We start from the raw sequence: 17,013 nt of genomic DNA, 5'->3' as shown, positions 1-17,013 counted from the left end.
GTCCCGAGGGCGCGCGGCGGCCGGCCGCGGTCGCCATGGCGGCGCCCGGTGAGCCGGCCGCCGGGTCCGGTGGCGGGATCCCGGTGCGCGGCGTCGTCCGGGGCGCCGAGAGCGCGCCGGTGCCGCAGGCCGTGGTCACGCTGATCTCACTGGCGGGCCGCCGGCTGGGCCGGTCGGTCGCGCAGGCCGACGGCGCCTACACGGTGGACGCGCCGGGCGCGGGGTCGTACGTCCTGATCGCCTCCGCCGACGGCTTCCAGCCGCAGGCGTCCACGGTCGTGGTGAACGGCGAGCCGGTGGCGTACGACATCCTGCTCAGCGGCACCAGCGGGCTGAGCGGTGTGCTCCGGGCCGCGGAGAGCGGGCTGCCGGCGCAGGACGCGATGGTGATCGTCACCGATGTGCGCGGCGATCTGCTGGCCACCGGGACCACCGGTGCGCAGGGCGAGTTCTCCTTCGCCGAGCTGGTGCCGGGCGCCGTGACCGTCGCGGTGAACGCCGCCGGGTACCGGCCGCGGGCGCTGCCGGTCGAGGTGGCCGGCGGCGGGGTCACCCGGGTCGAGCTCGATCTGGACGCCGGCGCCCTGCTCCAGGGCGTGGTCCGCGCCCCGCACGGTCCGCTGGCCGACGCCCGCGTGACGCTGGTCGACGCGGCGGGCAACGTGGTCGGCACGGCCACCACCGGCCCCGACGGGGCGTACGCCTTCACCGACCTGGGCAGCGGCGAGTACACCGTCATCGCGACGGGCTACCCGTCGGCGGCGACGGCCCTGACGGTCACCGGCCACGGCGTCGACGCCCACGACATCGAACTCGCCCACCCCGGCGAGTAGTCCGGACCCCGGCCCGTGGCGGGACGCTTTCCGAGCGGCGGAGCGTCCCGCTACGGGCCGGTCACCTCACGACCACTTCGACCACTTGCGATGCTTCGGCAGGGAGAAAACGGGATGGGACCGACCGCGAGGGTCCGCACCCGGGACCGATGGGCCGTGTCGCACGCGGTCGTCACGGTGACCGACACGACCGGCACGCAGGTGCTGCGGGCCGAGGCCGACGCGGAGCGCGCCGTACGGCACACGACCGCGCCGGCGCCGGGGGCGTACACGGTCGTCGTCACCGCGGTCGGGTACGCGCCCGCCGCCGCCGGCGCGATCGTCACCGCGAGCGGGCGGGCCGAGGTCGGCACGGTGACGCCGGCCCGGCAGGACGGCGGCGAGCTGCCGCCGCCGGGGCCCTGGACCATCGACCCCGCGCACTCCTCGGTCGCCGCGGTCGCCCGGCACCTGGGCATCTCCAGCGTGCACGGCCGGTTCACGGACTTCGCCGGCGCCATCGAGATCGCCCCGGACGACGTCACCAGGTCCCGGGTGGAGGCGGTCATCCGCGCCGGCTCCATCGACACCGGCAACGGGACGCGCGACAGCCATCTGAAGTCCCCGGACTTCCTGGACGTCGCGCGGTACCCGCGGATCACCTACAGAAGCAGTGCTCTGACCGCCGCCGGCCCGGACCGCTGGACCGTCCACGGCGAGCTGGACATGCGCGGCGTGGCCCGCCCGGTCGACCTCGACCTCACCCGCCTCGGCACCGGCGCCGACCCGTGGGGCGGCACCCGCGCCGCCTTCCGCGCGACGACACGACCGCGCCGCGAGGACTTCGCCACGCACTGCAACCAGATCCTCCAGGCAGGCATCGCCGCCGTCGGCACGACCCTGAAGGTGGAGCTGGACATCCAGGCGGTCCAGGGCACGGCGCTCCCGGCGATGTGACCCACCGGGAGCGCCCCTCACTGGGTGCTGTGCGCGTCGACGAGCCGGCGGGCGAGGTCCCGCAGCTTGATGTTCTCCCGCTGCGAGGCGCGCACGAGGCTGTCGAAGGCCTCCGCCGCGTCGATGTCCAGACGTTCCATGAGAATGCCGGTGGCCTGGCCGATCAGGTCCCTGGTGCGCATCGCCTCGGTGAGCTGCTCGCGCACGGTCACCGAGTCCAGGGCGAGGCTGACGTGCGCGGTGAACAGCCGGCCGACGCGCGTCGCGGCGTCGTCGAAGGCTCGCGGCTTGCGGGAGTAGGCGGTGAGCACGGTCAGCCGCCGTTTGTCGGCGCGCAGCCGCAGGGCGAGTGCCGAGCGCAGCCCCAGGCCGGCCAGCGACTCCCCGCCGTCCTCGGCCTCGCTGTCCGCCACCCGCACGACGGGCGCCTGCCACAGGTGCTCCCAGTACGGCGCCTGACGACGGTCGCCGCCGGAGCCCTCGGCGGTGCGTACGACCTCGTCGGTCCAGGCGACCGTACGGCGGTGGTGGCCGCGTTCCAGTACGGAGATCCCCGCGTGCTCGGCGCCCGGCAGCAGATGCACGGCGAGCCGGACCGCCGCGCGCATGGTGCTGTGCGGGGTGCCCGTGTCGTGCAGTTGCCGAGCCGCCGCCGTCAGGGCTTCGGCCAGCTCGAAATCCTCCGGAGAACGGGTCGATTCAGGAAAGTCGGACTCAGGCACCACGAACCTCTTCGGCATGCACGGCCACACGGCCATGCGCAGGAGAGCTCCGCAGCACATTCCCGACTGCGAGCACAGGACGGACAGAACTTTATATCGTCCGTGCGCAGCGGTTTCCGCCCGGTGGGCGCGTGAGCTCCGGGCGGCGGCCTTCCCGGACGGCGTCCCGTACCGTGCCCCGGAGACCACCCGGGCCCGCCGGGACATACCCGCGCCGGCCGGAACGCACCCGCGCCATCCGGCACATACCTGTGTCAGCCGCGGGCCACCATCGCCTCGATGCCCGCGACCAGCAGGTCGAGGGCGAAGGCGAAGTCGCGGTCCAGCATCTGGGCGACCGTGTCGTCGCCACGGGCCGCCATGAAGGTCACGGACCCCTGGAGCACCTCGGCGGCGTCCGGAGCCCGGGTCGCGGCGCTCAGCGCATGCCGGAAGTAGTCGTCCGGGGCCATCCCCGCGCCGGCGCAGCGGGCCATGAAGTGGCCCTCGATCGTGCCGTAGCCGTACACGAACTGGAGGACGGCCGCGATCGCCCCCGTCAGACGCCGCTCGGGCAGCCCGGTGCGGCGGACGATCCGCTGCACCGTGCCCGAGAAGGCGAGCGAGTTCGGGCCGATGTTGAGGAACGTCCCGGCGAGCGGCGACAGCCAGGGGTGGCGCACCAGCAGCGCCCGGTACTCGGCGGCGAGCCGACGCAGTTGGTCGCGCCAGTCCGCGTCGGCGTCCGGGGCGGGCAGCCGCAGCTCGCCGAAGGCGGCGTCGAGGGCGAGTTCGAGCAGGTCGTCCTTGGTGTCGACGTACCAGTACAGGGACATCGCCGTCACGTTCAGCTCGGCGGCCAGCCGGCGCATGGAGAACTTCGCCAGTCCCTCCGCGTCCAGCAGCCGCACCGTGACCTCGGTGATCCGCTCCCGGTCGAGCCCGGACGACGGCTGCCCGCCGCCGCGCCCGCCCCGACGCGCCCTGCCCTCCAGCCAGACGCTGGTCCGCGACGCGCCCCTGGCCCGGACTGCCTTCACCATGCCGTACCTTCCCGAGCATTCCACCGCCGGTCATGAGTCTGCCCGCTCGGGGCCGCCCGGCAACGCGGTCGCACGGGAGAGGCGGTGCCCGCTCGGACACCGCCTCTCGTCGCCGCGCTCAGGACACCGCGGGTTTGATCAGGTAACCGGCCCCGCGCCTGGTGTGGATCATCGGCTCTCGGCCGGCGTCGATCTTCCGGCGCAGGTACGAGATGTAGATCTCGACGACGTTGGCCTGCCCGCCGAAGTCGTACGACCACACCCGGTCCAGGATCTGCGCCTTGCTCAGCACACGCCGCGGATTGCGCATGAGGAAGCGCAGCAGTTCGAACTCGGTGGCGGTGAGGTGGATGCTCTCCCCATCCCGGAAGACCTCGTGGTTGTCCTCGTCCAGGGTGAGGTCACCGACGACGAGCACGGAGCCGGACCGCCGGTCGGCGGCACCGGAGCGGCGGATCAGCCCGCGCAGCCGCGCCACGACCTCCTCCAGGCCGAACGGCTTGGTGACGTGGTCGTCCCCGCCGGCGGTGAGCCCGGCGATTCGGTCCCCGACGGCGTCCTGGGCCGCGTCCTTGGAGGCGTCCTTGGAGGCGTCCTTGGAGGCGTCCTTGGAGGTCAGGAAGAGGACGGGTACGTCGGGGAGTTCGCGGCGCAGCCGCCCCAGGACGGCGAGTCCGTCCATGTCGGGCAGCGTCATGTCCAGGACGACGGCATCGGGCCGGAACTCGCGCGCGGTCCGGACGGCACCCTGCCCGTCCCCCGCGCTGCGGATCTGCCAGCCCTCGTAGCGCAGGGCCATGGACAGCAGTTCGGTGATCGACAGCTCGTCGTCCACCACGAGCACCCGGACGGGGCTCCCGTCCGGCCTCAGCAGTTCGGTGCGCCCCCGGGGCGAGGTCGTGGTCATGGTGGACACCGTGTCGGGGTCCTCTGAGAGCGCGCTTTCACCCGCCTGTGATTTCTCTGAGAAAGCCACAGGAGGCTCTCGGAGAACGCCCGGAGAGCACGTGGCTCACCGCAGCCCGAACAGCCGCGCCCCGTTGTCGTGGCACACCGCGCGCAGCCAGTCGTCGCCGAGGTCCAGGCGCTCCAGGGCGTGCAGCTGATGGACGTACGGGTAGGGGATGTTGGGGAAGTCCGAGCCGAGCAGGATCCGGTCGGCGAGACCGGCCAGCCGGGGCAGGGCGCGCCGGGGGAACGGGGCGATCCGCTCACTGAAGTCGGTGAACGCCATGGTCGTGTCGAGCCGCACCTCCTCGTACCGCTCGGCCAGGTCGAGGAAGTCCTCGTACTCCGTCATGCCCATGTGGGCGACGACCAGCCGCAGCCGCGGGTGCCGGGCGAGCACCCGCCCGACCGGCTCCGGCCCGGTGTGCTTGCCGGGCGCCGGACCGGACCCGCAGTGGATCACGACGGGAACGCCCGCTTCGGCGAGCAACCCCCAGGCGTCGTCGAGGAGTTCGTCGGTGGGGTCGTACGCCCCGACCTGGACGTGCGCCTTGAAGACGCGGGCGCCCTCCTCGAGGGCCTGCTGGACGTACGCGTGCACGTCCGGCTCCGGGAAGAGGGTCGAGGTGTGCAGACAGTCGGGCGTGCGGCGGGCGAAGCCGGCCGCCCAGCCGTTGAGCCAGCGGGCCATGCCCGGCTTGTGCGGGTACAGCATGGCGGTGAAGGCCCGCACTCCGAACTCCCGTAGCCGCACGATCCGTTGTTCCTCCTCCTCCCGGTAGGTGATGGGCCACTGGATGCCGCCGGTGAGCACACCGACCCCGTCGAAGTAGTCCCAGACCTTGCGCAGCACCCGCTCGGGCATGAAGTGGGTGTGGACGTCGACGAGCCCGGGCAGCCCGAGCCGCTCCCGGAACCGCCGGACTTCGGCGGCCTCGGTCGCAGGGATCATGGACGGCGGCTGATCACTCATGCGCCCACGATCGTCCCGGGACGCGCACGGCGTCCAGTCCTCTCCTCCCCGCACCTCTCCTCCCCGCACCTCACCTCAGAACAACCCGTCCTGCACCCCCACCGGCTCCCGGAACTCCCGCACCGGCACGGTGAACCCCGCGCCCCTCGCCGGCCGGAGCTCCCAGCCGGTCATCAGCCGCGTGTCGAGCACGACGACCGCGCCGTCCGTCACCAGGTGCAGATCGGGCCCGGCGGCGGCGACCAGCTCACCGCTCACCACTGAGCCCGCGACGAGCTCGCTCACCTCGCCCACGGCGGCCGGCAGACCGCCCAGCCCGAACACCCCGGCGTGGTCGACGGGCCGGAACGGCTCCCGCTCCAGCGACTCCGGCCAGCCGCCGAGCGCGGTCGCCCGCCCGTGCAGCTCCCCGAGCTCGGCGGCCCGCTCCTCCGCGGTGGCCGGCAGGAAGGACCGTACGGCGCGCTTCCCGGCGTACGGAATCCGGTCAGGAACCCGGAGCGCGGCGCGCAGCAGCTCTTCGGCGCGACGCGCCGCCATCAGCGGCCCCGTCCCGAGCCGGCTGAAACAGACGGCGCCCTGCTCAAGCAGGCGCGCGGACCCCCGCTCGACGGCCGTGATCCCGACCTTGACCAGGCCGGGCCCGAACCACGCCAGATATACGTGGTACGGCCGCGGGTCGTCCGCGATCGTGTCCGCGGCCACGGAGTGCGCCCGCTCCAGCCGCGCGCACTCCTCGCACCGCGCCCCCGTACTCCGCCCCGGCACGACCGCCCGGGCCGGACACGCGTGCCCCCGCGCTCCCGCGCATGTCCGCACTCCCCCTTCCACGACCTCGAAGGCCACCCGTTTCCCCCGGTGCAGCGCACTCGACCGCCCGCCGTCCCACACCAGCACGGGACCGCCGGCGGACCACCGCAACCCGGAACACTTCCACGCCAACGCCATCCCTCACGAGACTACGGGCCGCCACTGACAACGCCCCCGGGCGGCCGTGAGGCGGTACGGAGCGGCCCGGTGTCACCCGAACGCCTCCGCCGCCGTGCCACCGGAGTGATTCCGTGCTCTACTGCGCAACTCTCCCCGTCCCGGGTGGAATCACCGTTCCTGCCAGTGGGCCGCTGTCATCAGCCATGAGCACGGCAGGTGCCCTCACGTTCCCTCCCGCCTGTCATCGGAGAGACCATGAAATTCCCCAGGCGTGGTCGCCTGCCCGGCGCAGCGCTCTTCCTGGCGGTGCTCGGCATGCTCACCGCAGCCGTATCCGCCGTCCCGGCCGCCGCCGCCCCGACACCGCCTCCCCGGCCGATGACCACCGCCAACCCCAACTCCTTTGCCCTCAGCTGGGGCAACGACCGGACCACGCAGGCCGACAACCTGAGGAAGGCCGTGAACCCGGGCGGTAAGCGGGTCACGGTGGGATCCATGCTGAACGCGGCCAACCGTCAGGCCCACACGCAGAACCACAAGGCCTGCCGGGACGCCGCCACGACGGACAACGGTGCTCTGATCGGCGCGAAGGCGGTCGCCTACTACTGCCTGGACCACGCGGACACCGTCAACACGCGTTGGACCCCGCAGGGGATCAGCGGAACCGAGGACGCCCAGCCGGGAGCCGGCACGGTGAACGGGCACAGGGCCATCGTCTTCTCCTGGCACTCGGGCGGTGTCGGCGCCCAGGGGACGGGAACCCGGCTGAGCTTCCTCGACCGCGCCACGAACAAGTACATTCACGTGCTGCTCGTGCGGCCGAACAGCGCCGGGACCAATTACAGCGACGTGAGCACCCACGCCGGCGGCATCGTCTGGTATCGGCACTACATCTTCGTCGCCGGTCCCACGAGCGGCGTGCGCGTCTTCGACACCAACGACCTGCTGCGGCTCGCCCACAACCCGAAGGCAAGCGTCGACCCGACCTGCACGACCGGTTTCCAAACGTCCGGGCCGCACAAGGGCAAGTACTGCGGGCGCGGTTACCACTACCTGCTGCCCGAGAAGGGCCAGTGGATCAACCAGAGGGCCGGCACCCGCTACGACTCCATGTCGCTGGAACGCGCCTCCGGACGGAGTCCGGTGTTCCTCACCAGCGAGTACCGGGAGAACAGCGTCGGTCGGGTGGTCCGCTGGCCGAGCAGCAGGATGACCAGCTTCAGCGGAACCATCCAGCCGACCACGGCATGGCATCAGCCCGTCCGTGACGTCCAGGGCGCCTTCTCACGCGGCTGCTACTACTTCAACTCGGGCGGAGGCCCCCACCACAACCGCCACCTGGTCCGGGCCCGGACGACGGGCAACAAGGCGACGAGGTGGCAGCTCGGCGGCCGAGGGCTGCAGGACCTCTACTGGCTCCGCTCGGCCAACCAGCTGTGGACCCTCACCGAACCCCCGGGCACCCACAACCGGTTCCTCTACGGGGTGCACAGGTCGGCCTGCCCCTGACACGTCATCAGGATGCCGCCGGAGCCCTTCCGTCGCTCCGTTCCTTCCACCTCCCACTCCCACCTCTTCCCACTCCCGCCCCTTCCCGGTTCCGCCGGCCCCCGGCGCCGAGGAGTTCCCGCTCGCGACATGGCAGCCGGGACCCACGCGGTCCCACGCCGTCACGGCTCCGACACGGACCACACCTTGGACGCCGGCCCCACGCCACGGCGCGGGGCCGGCGTTACGAGAGGAGAGATGACCTGTGCTGTTCGACGCGCGATGGCCGAGACTGGCTCCAGCCCTGGCCGCAGCACTCACCCTCGGCGTCGTGACGGTGTCCCCCGCCGCCGCGGCAGCCCCTTCCGGCGGCGGGCAGGACAACAAGCCGCTGAGTCTCCGGCTGATCGGCATCAACGACTTCCACGGCAACCTGCAGCCGCCACAAGGGAGCGACGGAGTCGTCTTCCTGCGCGACGGCACCAAGGTCACGGCAGGCGGGGGCGCCTACATGGCGACCCACATCAAACAACTCCGACGCCAGGCCCACGACAGCCTGCTGGTCGGTGTCGGTGACCTGATCGGTGCGTCACCGCTGGAGTCCGCGCTGTTCCACGACGAGCCCACGGTCGATCTGATGAACCAGCTCGACATGAAGGCCTCCTCCGTGGGCAACCACGAGTTCGACAAGGGCTACAAGGAGCTGGAACGGATCCAGAACGGTGGCTGCAGCCCCGTGGACGGCTGCCGGTTCGACCACCCGTACCGCGGCGCACGCTTCCGCTACCTCGGTGCCAACGTGACGTTCAAGGACTCCGGCAAGAACGCTCTGCCCCCGTACTGGATCCAGCGGGTGAACGGCATCCCGGACTTCGCTGCCGTACACCCCCTGAAACGCAAGAGGCCCCGGATCGCTCCGGGGCCTCTCACCTGTGCGCACTCGGCAGGATTCGAACCTGCAACCTTCTGATCCGTAGCTCTATGTGAATCGGTCACGGACGGTCGTACCAGCCGCGCTACAGCCCCAGAAGGACGCTACCGGGCGGGACCGGTTGCTGAGGTTGCTGTACGTCGTTGTTGTACAGCAGGATCGAACGATGTCCCGATCAGTAGGCGCGCACACCGCCGACCCGTGTCCTCGGTGCTTCATCGAGGCAGTTCGTCCGGGCCGGCTGATGACTGTTGCGGGGCGCGATGTGGTCGGCTACCTCTGCGATCATTGCGCGCACACGTGGTCTTGGCCGGTCGAGGATGACCTGGAGGTCTACGACGTCGTCAGGGTGGACCTCCCTCTTGAAAACCGTCGTGACAGCGATGTCACCGTGGGTTCAAATCCCACCGCCTCCGCGCTGAGAGCAGCGAGAACGGCCCCTGACCTGAGTGCTTCCGTTCCAGTGGTCGGGAGCCGTTCCCGTGTCCGGCTACCGTGACTGCCCGGTGTTCCCCGTGGTTCCCCGCTCGATCGGGCACGGCTGGGGCACGGGCACACCAGGCGAGTCACTGCCGGGCAGTCACGAAGCTCCGGGTCACAGTGACCAGCTGAGATCTCGGTCGATCCCAGGGCGGTTCGGTGAGCCGATGTGGTCGCTGGTCGTGACCCACCTGTGGGTGAAGACGACGGGAATGTCCAGGGCGAGGAAGTTCTTCCCGTCTCCCGTTCGGGCGCGCAGGTGGATCCGATGCCTCGCCACCGGCACCGTCTTGGGGATCTGCAGGTCCCACGTCTGTTTCCACGGTCCGGCGGGCGGCTGGAGGTCACCCGAGAGGCTTGTGCCCATGCTTGCCAGCAGATCGGGCAGCTTGTAGTTTTTGTCCAGCATTTTCATCGGGCCGACCTTCATGATCACCCTGCAGGTGACCCGGGTCAGGTCGACCGTCTCTTTGAGGCGGCTGTCCATCTCCCAGCGGAGTGGGTGCCCAAGGCGCGGCGATGCGGGGGTCAAAGTGATGTCGAGAATGTCCATGACGTAGTTGTCGTCGCTTGCGTCCTCCACCAGGTGATTGCTCATATCGCTCATCCCGTGGCGTCTTGGGTGGGGAAAGTGCTGTGTGGTCGCGTGGCTTGTCACTCCGCCCCGGGCCCGTGTGCGTGCGGTCACGGGCCGGGCAAGGGGACCGCACCAGGTGTGCGGCTTGCGCTTTCGTCACCCGTTCGGGCCCGCCCGACCGTCGCAAAGGAGACCGGTGGCCGTTGCTCGGAAACAACACCAACGGCAGGTGTTCCAGCGGGAATTCCCTGAGGGTGAGCCGACGGAGCAGAAAGACGTCAGCGCGGCCGGGCTCGCAGCGCTTTCTGTCCGGTTTTACTATGGCGTGGCAGGCGCGTGGACCGTCAGGCAATGGTCGGGTGTGGGCACCACGAGCGGGACGCCCACAGGGGTGGGGGCTGAGACCAGAACCCCGGCCCGATTACGGCGGGCCGGGGTTCTACATGGCTGGCATCACGCGGCTGGCTCAGTAGTCGAAGTCGAAGTCCTCCTTGTCGTGGTGGCGGTGGATCACCCGGAAGCTGCCCACCACTCCGTCCTCGACGTGCACGCTCTCGACATCGTTGCGGATGTTGAAACTCTTGGAGCCCAGGCCGCTGATCACGGTGATGCAGCCGTCCGGGTGGGCGGAGAACGACCGCTCATTGACGAAGATCCGGCCCACCCTGCGGTGGTGCTCGTTTTCCCCGTGGCCGCGCTCGCCGCGCTCGCCGCCGCGCTCGTTGCCCTTTCCGCCTTCGTCGCCCATGGGCGCCTGGGCAGGAACGGGCGCCTGCTGGACGACGGCCGGGGCCGCCTGGGGTGCCGACGCGGGGGCGGCCACAGCGTAGGTGACGCCGGTCGCGGTCAGGGCCGCGGCGGCCGCGACGGCCGCGGTGATGGCGGAGGAACGGGTCATGATCATGGCACTTTTGCTCCTGTCTCTGGGAGAAGCCGGCCTTGGCAGCCGACGTGTGATTGAACGTATCGACGACCCCAAGAGCTGTCATATCGGGCATATCGGGGGGGCTGGTGCCGAAGGGCCGAACGGGGTACCCAGGGCACCCGCTTGTCCGGCTCCTCAGTTTCTGACGCTGCGTCAAATATTCGAATACGCTGGGCGGATTGATGATCGACTAGGCCTTCAAGGTGATCTCTGACGCCTGCTCACCCATGCGGCAGCGGGTCGCCCGGAGCTGCCGGCGCGATGAGCCCAGGCACACCGAGACGGGCGGGTCACAGATCGGATCACGGCAGCCACCCTGTTCCGCCAGGGCCTTGCGCCCATGACGTCCGCCATCCGGCGTAGACCGGGCCACCGTGCTGCGGTCAGGGGCCGGCTTCGAGATCTGGCCTCGTCCTTGTCAGGTCGATCACGGACCCCCTGGAGGTCCGAGGGATCCCAGCTCGGCGAGGGTTTGATGACCACTGGGGGCCGCTCTCGTCCGGCGCAGTTCACCGCTGTTGGTGTCAGCCGCTGATGTCGGACGTCAACCGGCGTCTTGACAGTCCCCCAAAGCGTCTACGGCTGCGACTCCTTCGGCGAACATTCTTGCGAACACGAGGTCCGCCAGGTCCGGCATGACGCCGGGCGGGTGTGAAGCCCTACAGCTTGTCATCGCGTTCCAGAATTAGGCTGATCGAGCCGTCTTCGAGGTCGAGCCCGCTGTCGAGGTGCTCGTGGTAGCCGTTGCGGAGCTCGGGATTGGCGAGATTGATGAGTCGTTCGGCCAGGTCCCGCAGTCCTGCGGCGTTGGCTGCGACGGTGATTTCCGTAGCTGAGCCGTACACCTTGATCCGTGGTTCATCCATGCGGTCACGCTGCAGCGGCACTTCGCGCTCCCACCTCAACCCACTACTCACCCAGCTCCCATCCCGTCCGCCGTCGACCCACACACCGTATCTGCTCGGCTCTGCCTGGGGCGGCGGCAGGCGGGATGGGAGCTCCCCGCGCACGCCACTATGGACCCGCAGCCGGGAGCGGCGCCCCCTCCATCCCGGTGCCGGCCGATTCCCCGCCGGAGGCATTGTTCTGACCGCGGGCCCCGCTCTGCGGTGATCGGCTCATGGCCTCCGGCCCTGTCCACATGTGGGCGCGGATCTTCAACGGATCACTCTCGGACGGCATCGCCTACCGCGCGGACCGCTTGGACCTGGTGGCCCCGGCCACTGAGACGGCGTGAGCAGCACATCCCTCCGGTTCGGCGCTGAGCGCAGCCACCCGCTGCCTCGCGCCGGACCGGATGCCCGGTTCACCGAATCGCACGTGAACTCGGTAGTGGCCGTGCTCGTCGGCTACGGCTACCCCCGCCTCGACGTCCCGGCGGATCGGGCGGCCCTCGAATCGGCCCTTGCGGCCTTCCTCTACACCCCGATGGAGAACGACATGTGAAGGATCCGAACGACCCGGCAGAAGGGACCTTCGACTTCGGCCCTCTCGTGGCCGACCTGGCGCTGGCGGTGCTCGTCGGGTGGACCGTTTCGTACGGCTCGACTCCCAGCGCTCCGCCTTCGACCGCGTCGGGGACGCGCTGAGGGGTGACGGCAACGGGCCAGACGATGACGACGGCGCGGCCGGTGTCCTCGCAGCCATCTGATCGGCCTCGCTGTGAGCGCTTCAGTCGACCGGAGGGACGGCTGAAGCGCTCATGCAGTCAGGCGACTATCGGCTTGGCGCCTTGTTCAGCTCTGCTCCCGCTCCACCGGAAGCCACAGCTCGGCGTCGGCTTCGGTCTTGTCCGGGGACAGGCGGGTGCGCAGGATCTCGGGGCCGGGGCGGCTGCGGTACGGGTTGGACGGGAACCACTCCGTGAACACGTCCCGCCACAGCTCCTGGATGGCCTGTGGGGCCGGCCCAGAGGTGGTGAAGACCGCCCAGGTACCGGCCGGGACGGGGAGAACCGCGGTGCCGTCGGGGGCAGCCGCTGACGTGATCACCCCATGGTAGTAGTCGAGCTCGGTGCCTTCGGCGCGGCTGGGGTCCAGGTCGTCGCAGACTGCGACGATTCCCTGCGGCTCCTGGTCCGACAGCTTCTCCAGGCGCTCCAGGACCTGCGGGTCGATCCCGCGGACGAAGTCGATGATCGCCTGGTTCGGTCCCGTGTGCACCAGTGGCACCCGGGCCTTGGGGCCGACGACGCTGAAGTCCGGCCTGTCCACTACGCGATAGCGCATGCTGCTGCTCCCTTCGACGGTGAGGCGGAAGGTCAACCGGGGCTGGGAGACGAGCGCGGCGCCGGTGCGTCGGGCCTGGCCCGGCCCGACGCCGTGCATGGCACGGAATGCCCGGGCGAACGCCTCGCCCGAGCCGTAGCCGTAGCGCACCGCGATCTCCAGCAGAGACTCTCGCCCTGCGAGCACCTCGGCACCCGCGACCGTGAGTCGGCGGCGCCTTATGTACTCCGACAGCGGCATGCCCGCGAGCGCGGAGAACATCCGGCGCAGGTGATACTCCGAGGTGGCCGCGATCCGCGCCAGCTCGGCCACGTCGACCTGCTGGTCGAGGCGGCGCTCGATGTACCCCAGGGTCTGGTTGAGGCGCTCCAGCACTCCCGGCCTCCTCCCTCTTTCGCGGTCACCACGCTAGGCAGCAGGCACCTTGTCAGACCCGACATCCTGTGCCCGATCAGGTCGGGTATGCGCAGCCACCCAGCAGACAGAGCACAGCGACGTCCGCACCCGGCTGGCTGAAGTGCTCAGTCACACCCGCTCCCGCCCTCCGAGGCGGTTGCCGTCAAACACTGCCGTCAAGACAAAAAGCCAGAGGCCCTGTGGAGTGATCCACAAGGCCTCTGACATGCTGCGCACTCGGCAGGATTCGAACCTGCAACCTTCTGATCCGTAGTCAGATGCTCTATCCGTTAAGCTACGAGTGCTTGTTCTGTTTTCTGTCTTCACTCCCGGCCCTTCCGGGCCGCTCGCGGCGACAGGAAGAACATTACATGACTGCCGCCGTCATGTGAAATCCATTCCTCCCACCCCTTGTGACCTGCATAAACAAGGTGCGAGGCGGGACAGAGCCCAGTAACACGGAAGCCCCGGTCAAGATGGACCGGGGCTTCCGTGATCACGCGCGGAGGCGGAGGGATTTGAACCCTCGATGGGCTTTAAGGCCCAAACCGCATTAGCAGTGCGGCGCCATAGACCGGACTAGGCGACGCCTCCAGCACAACCGCTCACGCGAGCGCGCGAGTGGTGCGTGCAGATGATGACACAGTCGCGTGGGGTGTCACCAATCGCCCCCCACGGTACTAGGCAGGCGGGGTCCAGGGCAAAGCCCTTGTCGTGGCGCCGGGCGTGGTGTCGGGTGTGGTGTCGGTGGAGCGGCGCGAGGGGCGCAACTTTCCGGGGGCCGTCGCGTTGATCAGGGCATGATGCAAGTCCGTTTCCTTCCGCCACGGCGCATCGCCGTCCTGCGGGCGCTCCTCCTCGGCGTCTCCGCCTCTCTCGCCGGTCTCGCGTCCCTCTCCGCCGCACCCGCCGCCGCCTCGCCCACCACGCCCGCCGCGCCGCCGCCCGTGCGGGACGAGGACCGGGGCGGCGATCACCTCACCGTCACCGTGCGGCACGCGGGTGAGGGCAGGGACGGGACGTACGAGCTGTACTGCCACCCCGCCGGCGGCAGTCACCCGGACGCGCGGGGTGCCTGTGACGTGCTCGACCGGAACACGCGCTGGGGGCGGGAGGTCTTCGCGCCCGTGCCGGACGGCAGCCTCTGCACCATGCAGTACGGCGGACCTGCCACCGCCCACGTCACCGGGACCTGGGCCGGGCGGCCCGTCGACGCGCGCTACGACCGCGGCGACGGCTGCCGGATCGACCGCTGGAACCGGCTCGTGCCGCTGCTGCCCGACCTCGGTGCGCCGGGGAAGTCAAGGAGTCGGTAGAGATCTCACGAAGGTCGTGCGCGGCGAAACCGTACGGTCACAGGTCCAGCGCTGCTTCCTCGTGCGACCTCCCTCCCATCCGGCGTCGCGAGCGCAACGTCTGCGCATAGACTCCCTCGCGTGACACGCTGCGGGCCGGTTGGCAAGATGGCCTCCGCGGTCGGCAAGGTGCGGTGACAGGGAGGAAGCGTCTCGTGAGCAGCAAGCCATCCCGAGGCGCTGCTCGCCTCGCTGCCATACTCGACGCGTTGCCCGACGCCCTGGTGCTGGTCAACGCCAACGGAACCGTCGTCAACGCCAACACCATCGCCCTGGAGGCGTTCGAGGCGCCGGGGACGGCACTCGTGGGGCGCGGGCTCCTCGATCTGCTGCCGCAGTTCGACTCCAAGCTGATCCCCGGCTCCATGCGCCGGCCCGACCACATCGACCCGCGCGGGCGGACCAAGCCGACCCGGATGACAGCGCGGCGGACCGACGGGGCCGAGTTCCCGGTCGAGGTCACGAGCGCGAATCTGGAGAACAGCCAGCAGGCCTACGACGCGTCCGGCTACACCGGCGACGAACTGCTGATGCTGGTCGTCCGCGACCTGTCCGGCACCGTCGACACCGAGGCCGAACTGGCCCGTTCCCAGCGGCAGACCGAGATGATCCTGCGGGCCGCCGCCGAGGGCGTCGTGGGGACCGACACCGACGGGCGGATCGTGCTCGTCAACCCGGCCGCCGCCCAGATACTCGGCTACCGGGCCGGCGAACTCGGCGGGCGCGAGCTGCACACCCTCGTGCTGCACTCGCGCGCCGACGGCTCGCCCTTCCCGTACGGGGAGTCCCCGCTCGCCGACACCCTGCGTTCCGGGCGCAAGCACCGGGTGCGCGGGCAGGTGCTGTGGTCCAAGGCCGGCGACAAGGTGCCCGTCGATCTGACCACCTCGCCGGTGCGCGACGGCGACCAGCTCGTCGGCGCCGTCATGACCTTCACCGACCGGCGTCCCTACGACGCGCTCGCCGATGAGAAGGCCGCCGGCGAGAAGCGGCACGAGGAGGAGCTCGAACGGCTGGCCGAGGAGCACGCCTCCGAGCTCACCGCCCTGCGCCAGCAGCACGTCACCGAGGTCGAGGAGCTCACCGAGCGGCACACGGAGGAGCTCGCCGCGAACGAGGAGCGGTACGCCGCGCTCGGCGAGCGGGAGAAGGACCGTTACGAGGCGCTCGCCGCCCGGCACGATCAGTTGCTCACACTCCTCGGCGGCTCCCTGCGCGGCCCCCTGGACGAACTCCGCCGCGAGCTGGCCGCCCTCGCCGCCGACGACGCCGGACAGCTGTGGCCCGAGGCCAACCAGGTGCTGCACCACCTGTCGGCCGGCTACTCGCGGATCACCACCCTCATCGACAACGTCCTCGGCTACCAGCGCCTCGACGCCGGCACCGAGGAGGTCGCCCGTACGAAGGTGATGCTCGACGCCGTCGTCGCCGCCGGTGTCGACGGGGCCGTCGAACTGATCGGGCCCGGTCGGGTGCAGTTCGCCGTGCACGCGCCGCCCATCGAGGCGGAGGTCGACCCGCAGCGCCTGGCGACCGCGCTCGCGCACCTCGTCGCGGACGTGGCCGGCGTCGACGCGACCGGCAACACGCCCGTGTCGGCGAGCGGCTACATGGACAACACCGTCGTGGTGGCGGCGGCGCAGCGCGGCGAGGTCGTACGGATCGAGGTGCGCGGGCCGTACGCCGGGGGAGACCCGGTGCACGAGCCGATCGTGCGCGGGATCGTCCGGGCGCACGGCGGTGTGCTGCAGACGCACGAGGTGCCCGGGATGAGCGGCAGCGCGTACGTCCTCGAGGTGCCGCTCGGCGGAGGCGCGGGCGTCGTCCCGGTGGAGGTCCAGAGCCCGGCGGCCGGCGCGGAGGAGGGTGTCTCCGCGGAGGTCGCCGTGCCCGAGCAGCGTGCGGGCGGCGGGCGGCGGAGGGCCCGGCGGGCCTCCACCGACGCGTTCCTCGAGGGCAACGGCGAGGGCGGGGGCGAGGCAGCCGCTGTCCAGACGGCTCCGACCGGACGGCGCAGGCGGCGAGCGGCCGAGAAGCCCCCGGGCGCCGCGCGGATTCCGGCCCAGGGGTCGGAGGACTCCAGCGGTACGGGGCGGCGGCGCGGACGGCCCGCCGAGGACGCGGCGGGCGTGTCCGAGGGTGCCGTGGTCACCGCGGCCGAGCATGCCGCGGGCGCGGCGGCCTCGGGTGCGGGCCTGGGCGGTACGGTGCCGCCGCAGGGTGTGCCCGCGCCCACCGGACGGCGTGCCCGGCGCGAGGCCGACGAGCC

Annotated in this window: 17 protein-coding genes and 2 tRNA genes; 8 read left to right on the top strand and 11 right to left on the bottom strand. The window is 70.8% G+C overall.

Translation table 11 applies throughout. From position 1 onward, the window contains the following. The coding region (locus DEP02_RS07130) for an MSCRAMM family protein (protein ID WP_198668327.1) at window positions 1–833 on the top strand (833 nt) is incomplete at its 5' end. Window positions 834–947: 114 nt separating this feature from the next. Further along, entirely contained in the window at window positions 948–1,769 is an 822-nt protein-coding gene (locus tag DEP02_RS07125; protein ID WP_112466489.1) for a YceI family protein, read from the top strand. Between the two features lie 17 nt (window positions 1,770–1,786). Here DEP02_RS07125 and DEP02_RS07120 read toward each other — a convergent pair whose 3' ends face one another. From DEP02_RS07120 to DEP02_RS07100, 5 genes are all read right to left on the bottom strand, one after another. Continuing rightward, the gene (locus tag DEP02_RS07120) at window positions 1,787–2,509 is read right to left on the bottom strand and encodes a GAF and ANTAR domain-containing protein (RefSeq protein WP_112466492.1); all 723 of its coding nucleotides are present in this window, start codon (window positions 2,507–2,509) and stop codon (window positions 1,787–1,789) included. 236 nt (window positions 2,510–2,745) lie between these two features. Beyond that, entirely contained in the window at window positions 2,746–3,513 is a 768-nt protein-coding gene (locus DEP02_RS07115) for a TetR/AcrR family transcriptional regulator C-terminal domain-containing protein (protein WP_112466488.1), read from the bottom strand. A 118-nt stretch (window positions 3,514–3,631) separates the two neighbouring features. Continuing rightward, window positions 3,632–4,420, bottom strand: a complete 789-nt coding sequence (locus DEP02_RS07110; RefSeq protein WP_269809350.1) for a response regulator transcription factor — start codon at window positions 4,418–4,420, stop codon at window positions 3,632–3,634. 105 nt (window positions 4,421–4,525) lie between these two features. Further along, complete coding sequence (locus DEP02_RS07105; RefSeq protein ID WP_112466486.1) at window positions 4,526–5,434, bottom strand: amidohydrolase family protein; 909 nt, start codon at window positions 5,432–5,434, stop codon at window positions 4,526–4,528. 75 nt (window positions 5,435–5,509) lie between these two features. Further along, window positions 5,510–6,382, bottom strand: a complete 873-nt coding sequence (locus DEP02_RS07100; protein WP_112466485.1) for a DUF2797 domain-containing protein — start codon at window positions 6,380–6,382, stop codon at window positions 5,510–5,512. A 237-nt stretch (window positions 6,383–6,619) separates the two neighbouring features. On the opposite strand from DEP02_RS07100, the gene DEP02_RS07095 reads away from it, so the two are divergent. Both DEP02_RS07095 and DEP02_RS07090 read left to right on the top strand, forming a co-directional pair. Continuing rightward, on the top strand, window positions 6,620–7,873 hold the full coding sequence (locus DEP02_RS07095) for a hypothetical protein (protein WP_157977377.1): 1,254 nt from the start codon (window positions 6,620–6,622) through the stop codon (window positions 7,871–7,873). Window positions 7,874–8,183: 310 nt separating this feature from the next. Next, window positions 8,184–8,822, top strand: a complete 639-nt coding sequence (locus DEP02_RS07090; RefSeq protein WP_112466491.1) for a metallophosphoesterase family protein — start codon at window positions 8,184–8,186, stop codon at window positions 8,820–8,822. 556 nt (window positions 8,823–9,378) lie between these two features. Here the strand turns inward: DEP02_RS07090 and DEP02_RS07080 are convergent. The 3 genes from DEP02_RS07080 to DEP02_RS07070 all read right to left on the bottom strand — a co-directional run bounded on the left by DEP02_RS07080 (window position 9,379) and on the right by DEP02_RS07070 (window position 11,652). Next, a complete protein-coding gene (locus DEP02_RS07080; protein WP_198668326.1) occupies window positions 9,379–9,861 on the bottom strand; it encodes a hypothetical protein in 483 nt (160 codons plus the stop codon). A gap of 445 nt (window positions 9,862–10,306) precedes the next feature. Beyond that, window positions 10,307–10,744: a hypothetical protein gene (locus DEP02_RS07075; RefSeq protein WP_232838993.1), complete on the bottom strand. Its 438-nt coding sequence runs from the start codon at window positions 10,742–10,744 to the stop codon at window positions 10,307–10,309. Between the two features lie 680 nt (window positions 10,745–11,424). Further along, window positions 11,425–11,652: an Imm32 family immunity protein gene (locus tag DEP02_RS07070; protein ID WP_112466482.1), complete on the bottom strand. Its 228-nt coding sequence runs from the start codon at window positions 11,650–11,652 to the stop codon at window positions 11,425–11,427. 433 nt (window positions 11,653–12,085) lie between these two features. Here DEP02_RS07070 and DEP02_RS35255 point away from each other — a divergent pair, with 433 nt between their 5' ends. Both DEP02_RS35255 and DEP02_RS35250 read left to right on the top strand, forming a co-directional pair. Next, window positions 12,086–12,211: a hypothetical protein gene (locus DEP02_RS35255; protein ID WP_269809349.1), complete on the top strand. Its 126-nt coding sequence runs from the start codon at window positions 12,086–12,088 to the stop codon at window positions 12,209–12,211. A gap of 79 nt (window positions 12,212–12,290) precedes the next feature. Next, window positions 12,291–12,416 (top strand): hypothetical protein, encoded by a 126-nt coding sequence (locus tag DEP02_RS35250; protein ID WP_269809348.1) that lies wholly within the window; start codon window positions 12,291–12,293, stop codon window positions 12,414–12,416. A gap of 85 nt (window positions 12,417–12,501) precedes the next feature. On the opposite strand, the gene DEP02_RS07060 is transcribed toward DEP02_RS35250, so the two are convergent. The 3 genes from DEP02_RS07060 to DEP02_RS07050 form a co-directional block, all read right to left on the bottom strand. Then, window positions 12,502–13,368 carry an AraC family transcriptional regulator gene (locus DEP02_RS07060; protein ID WP_112466480.1) on the bottom strand — a complete coding sequence of 289 codons (867 nt, stop codon included), beginning with the start codon at window positions 13,366–13,368 and terminating at the stop codon, window positions 12,502–12,504. Between the two features lie 253 nt (window positions 13,369–13,621). Further along, window positions 13,622–13,694 (bottom strand) — tRNA-Arg (locus tag DEP02_RS07055). Window positions 13,695–13,892: 198 nt separating this feature from the next. Further along, a tRNA-Ser gene (locus DEP02_RS07050) sits at window positions 13,893–13,983 on the bottom strand. 209 nt (window positions 13,984–14,192) lie between these two features. On the opposite strand from DEP02_RS07050, the gene DEP02_RS07045 reads away from it, so the two are divergent. Both DEP02_RS07045 and DEP02_RS07040 read left to right on the top strand, forming a co-directional pair. After that, entirely contained in the window at window positions 14,193–14,705 is a 513-nt protein-coding gene (locus tag DEP02_RS07045) for an SSI family serine proteinase inhibitor (RefSeq protein WP_438947734.1), read from the top strand. 194 nt (window positions 14,706–14,899) lie between these two features. Beyond that, on the top strand, window positions 14,900–17,013 hold a 2,114-nt coding region (locus DEP02_RS07040), incomplete at its 3' end, for a PAS domain-containing protein (RefSeq protein ID WP_117434517.1).

Origin of the sequence: Streptomyces triticisoli, assembly GCF_003270085.1 — a bacterium.
Classification (GTDB): Bacteria; Actinomycetota; Actinomycetes; order Streptomycetales; family Streptomycetaceae; genus Streptomyces; species Streptomyces triticisoli.
Note: the sequence above shows the minus strand (reverse complement) of the source record. Positions and strands in the feature narration are given on the sequence as shown.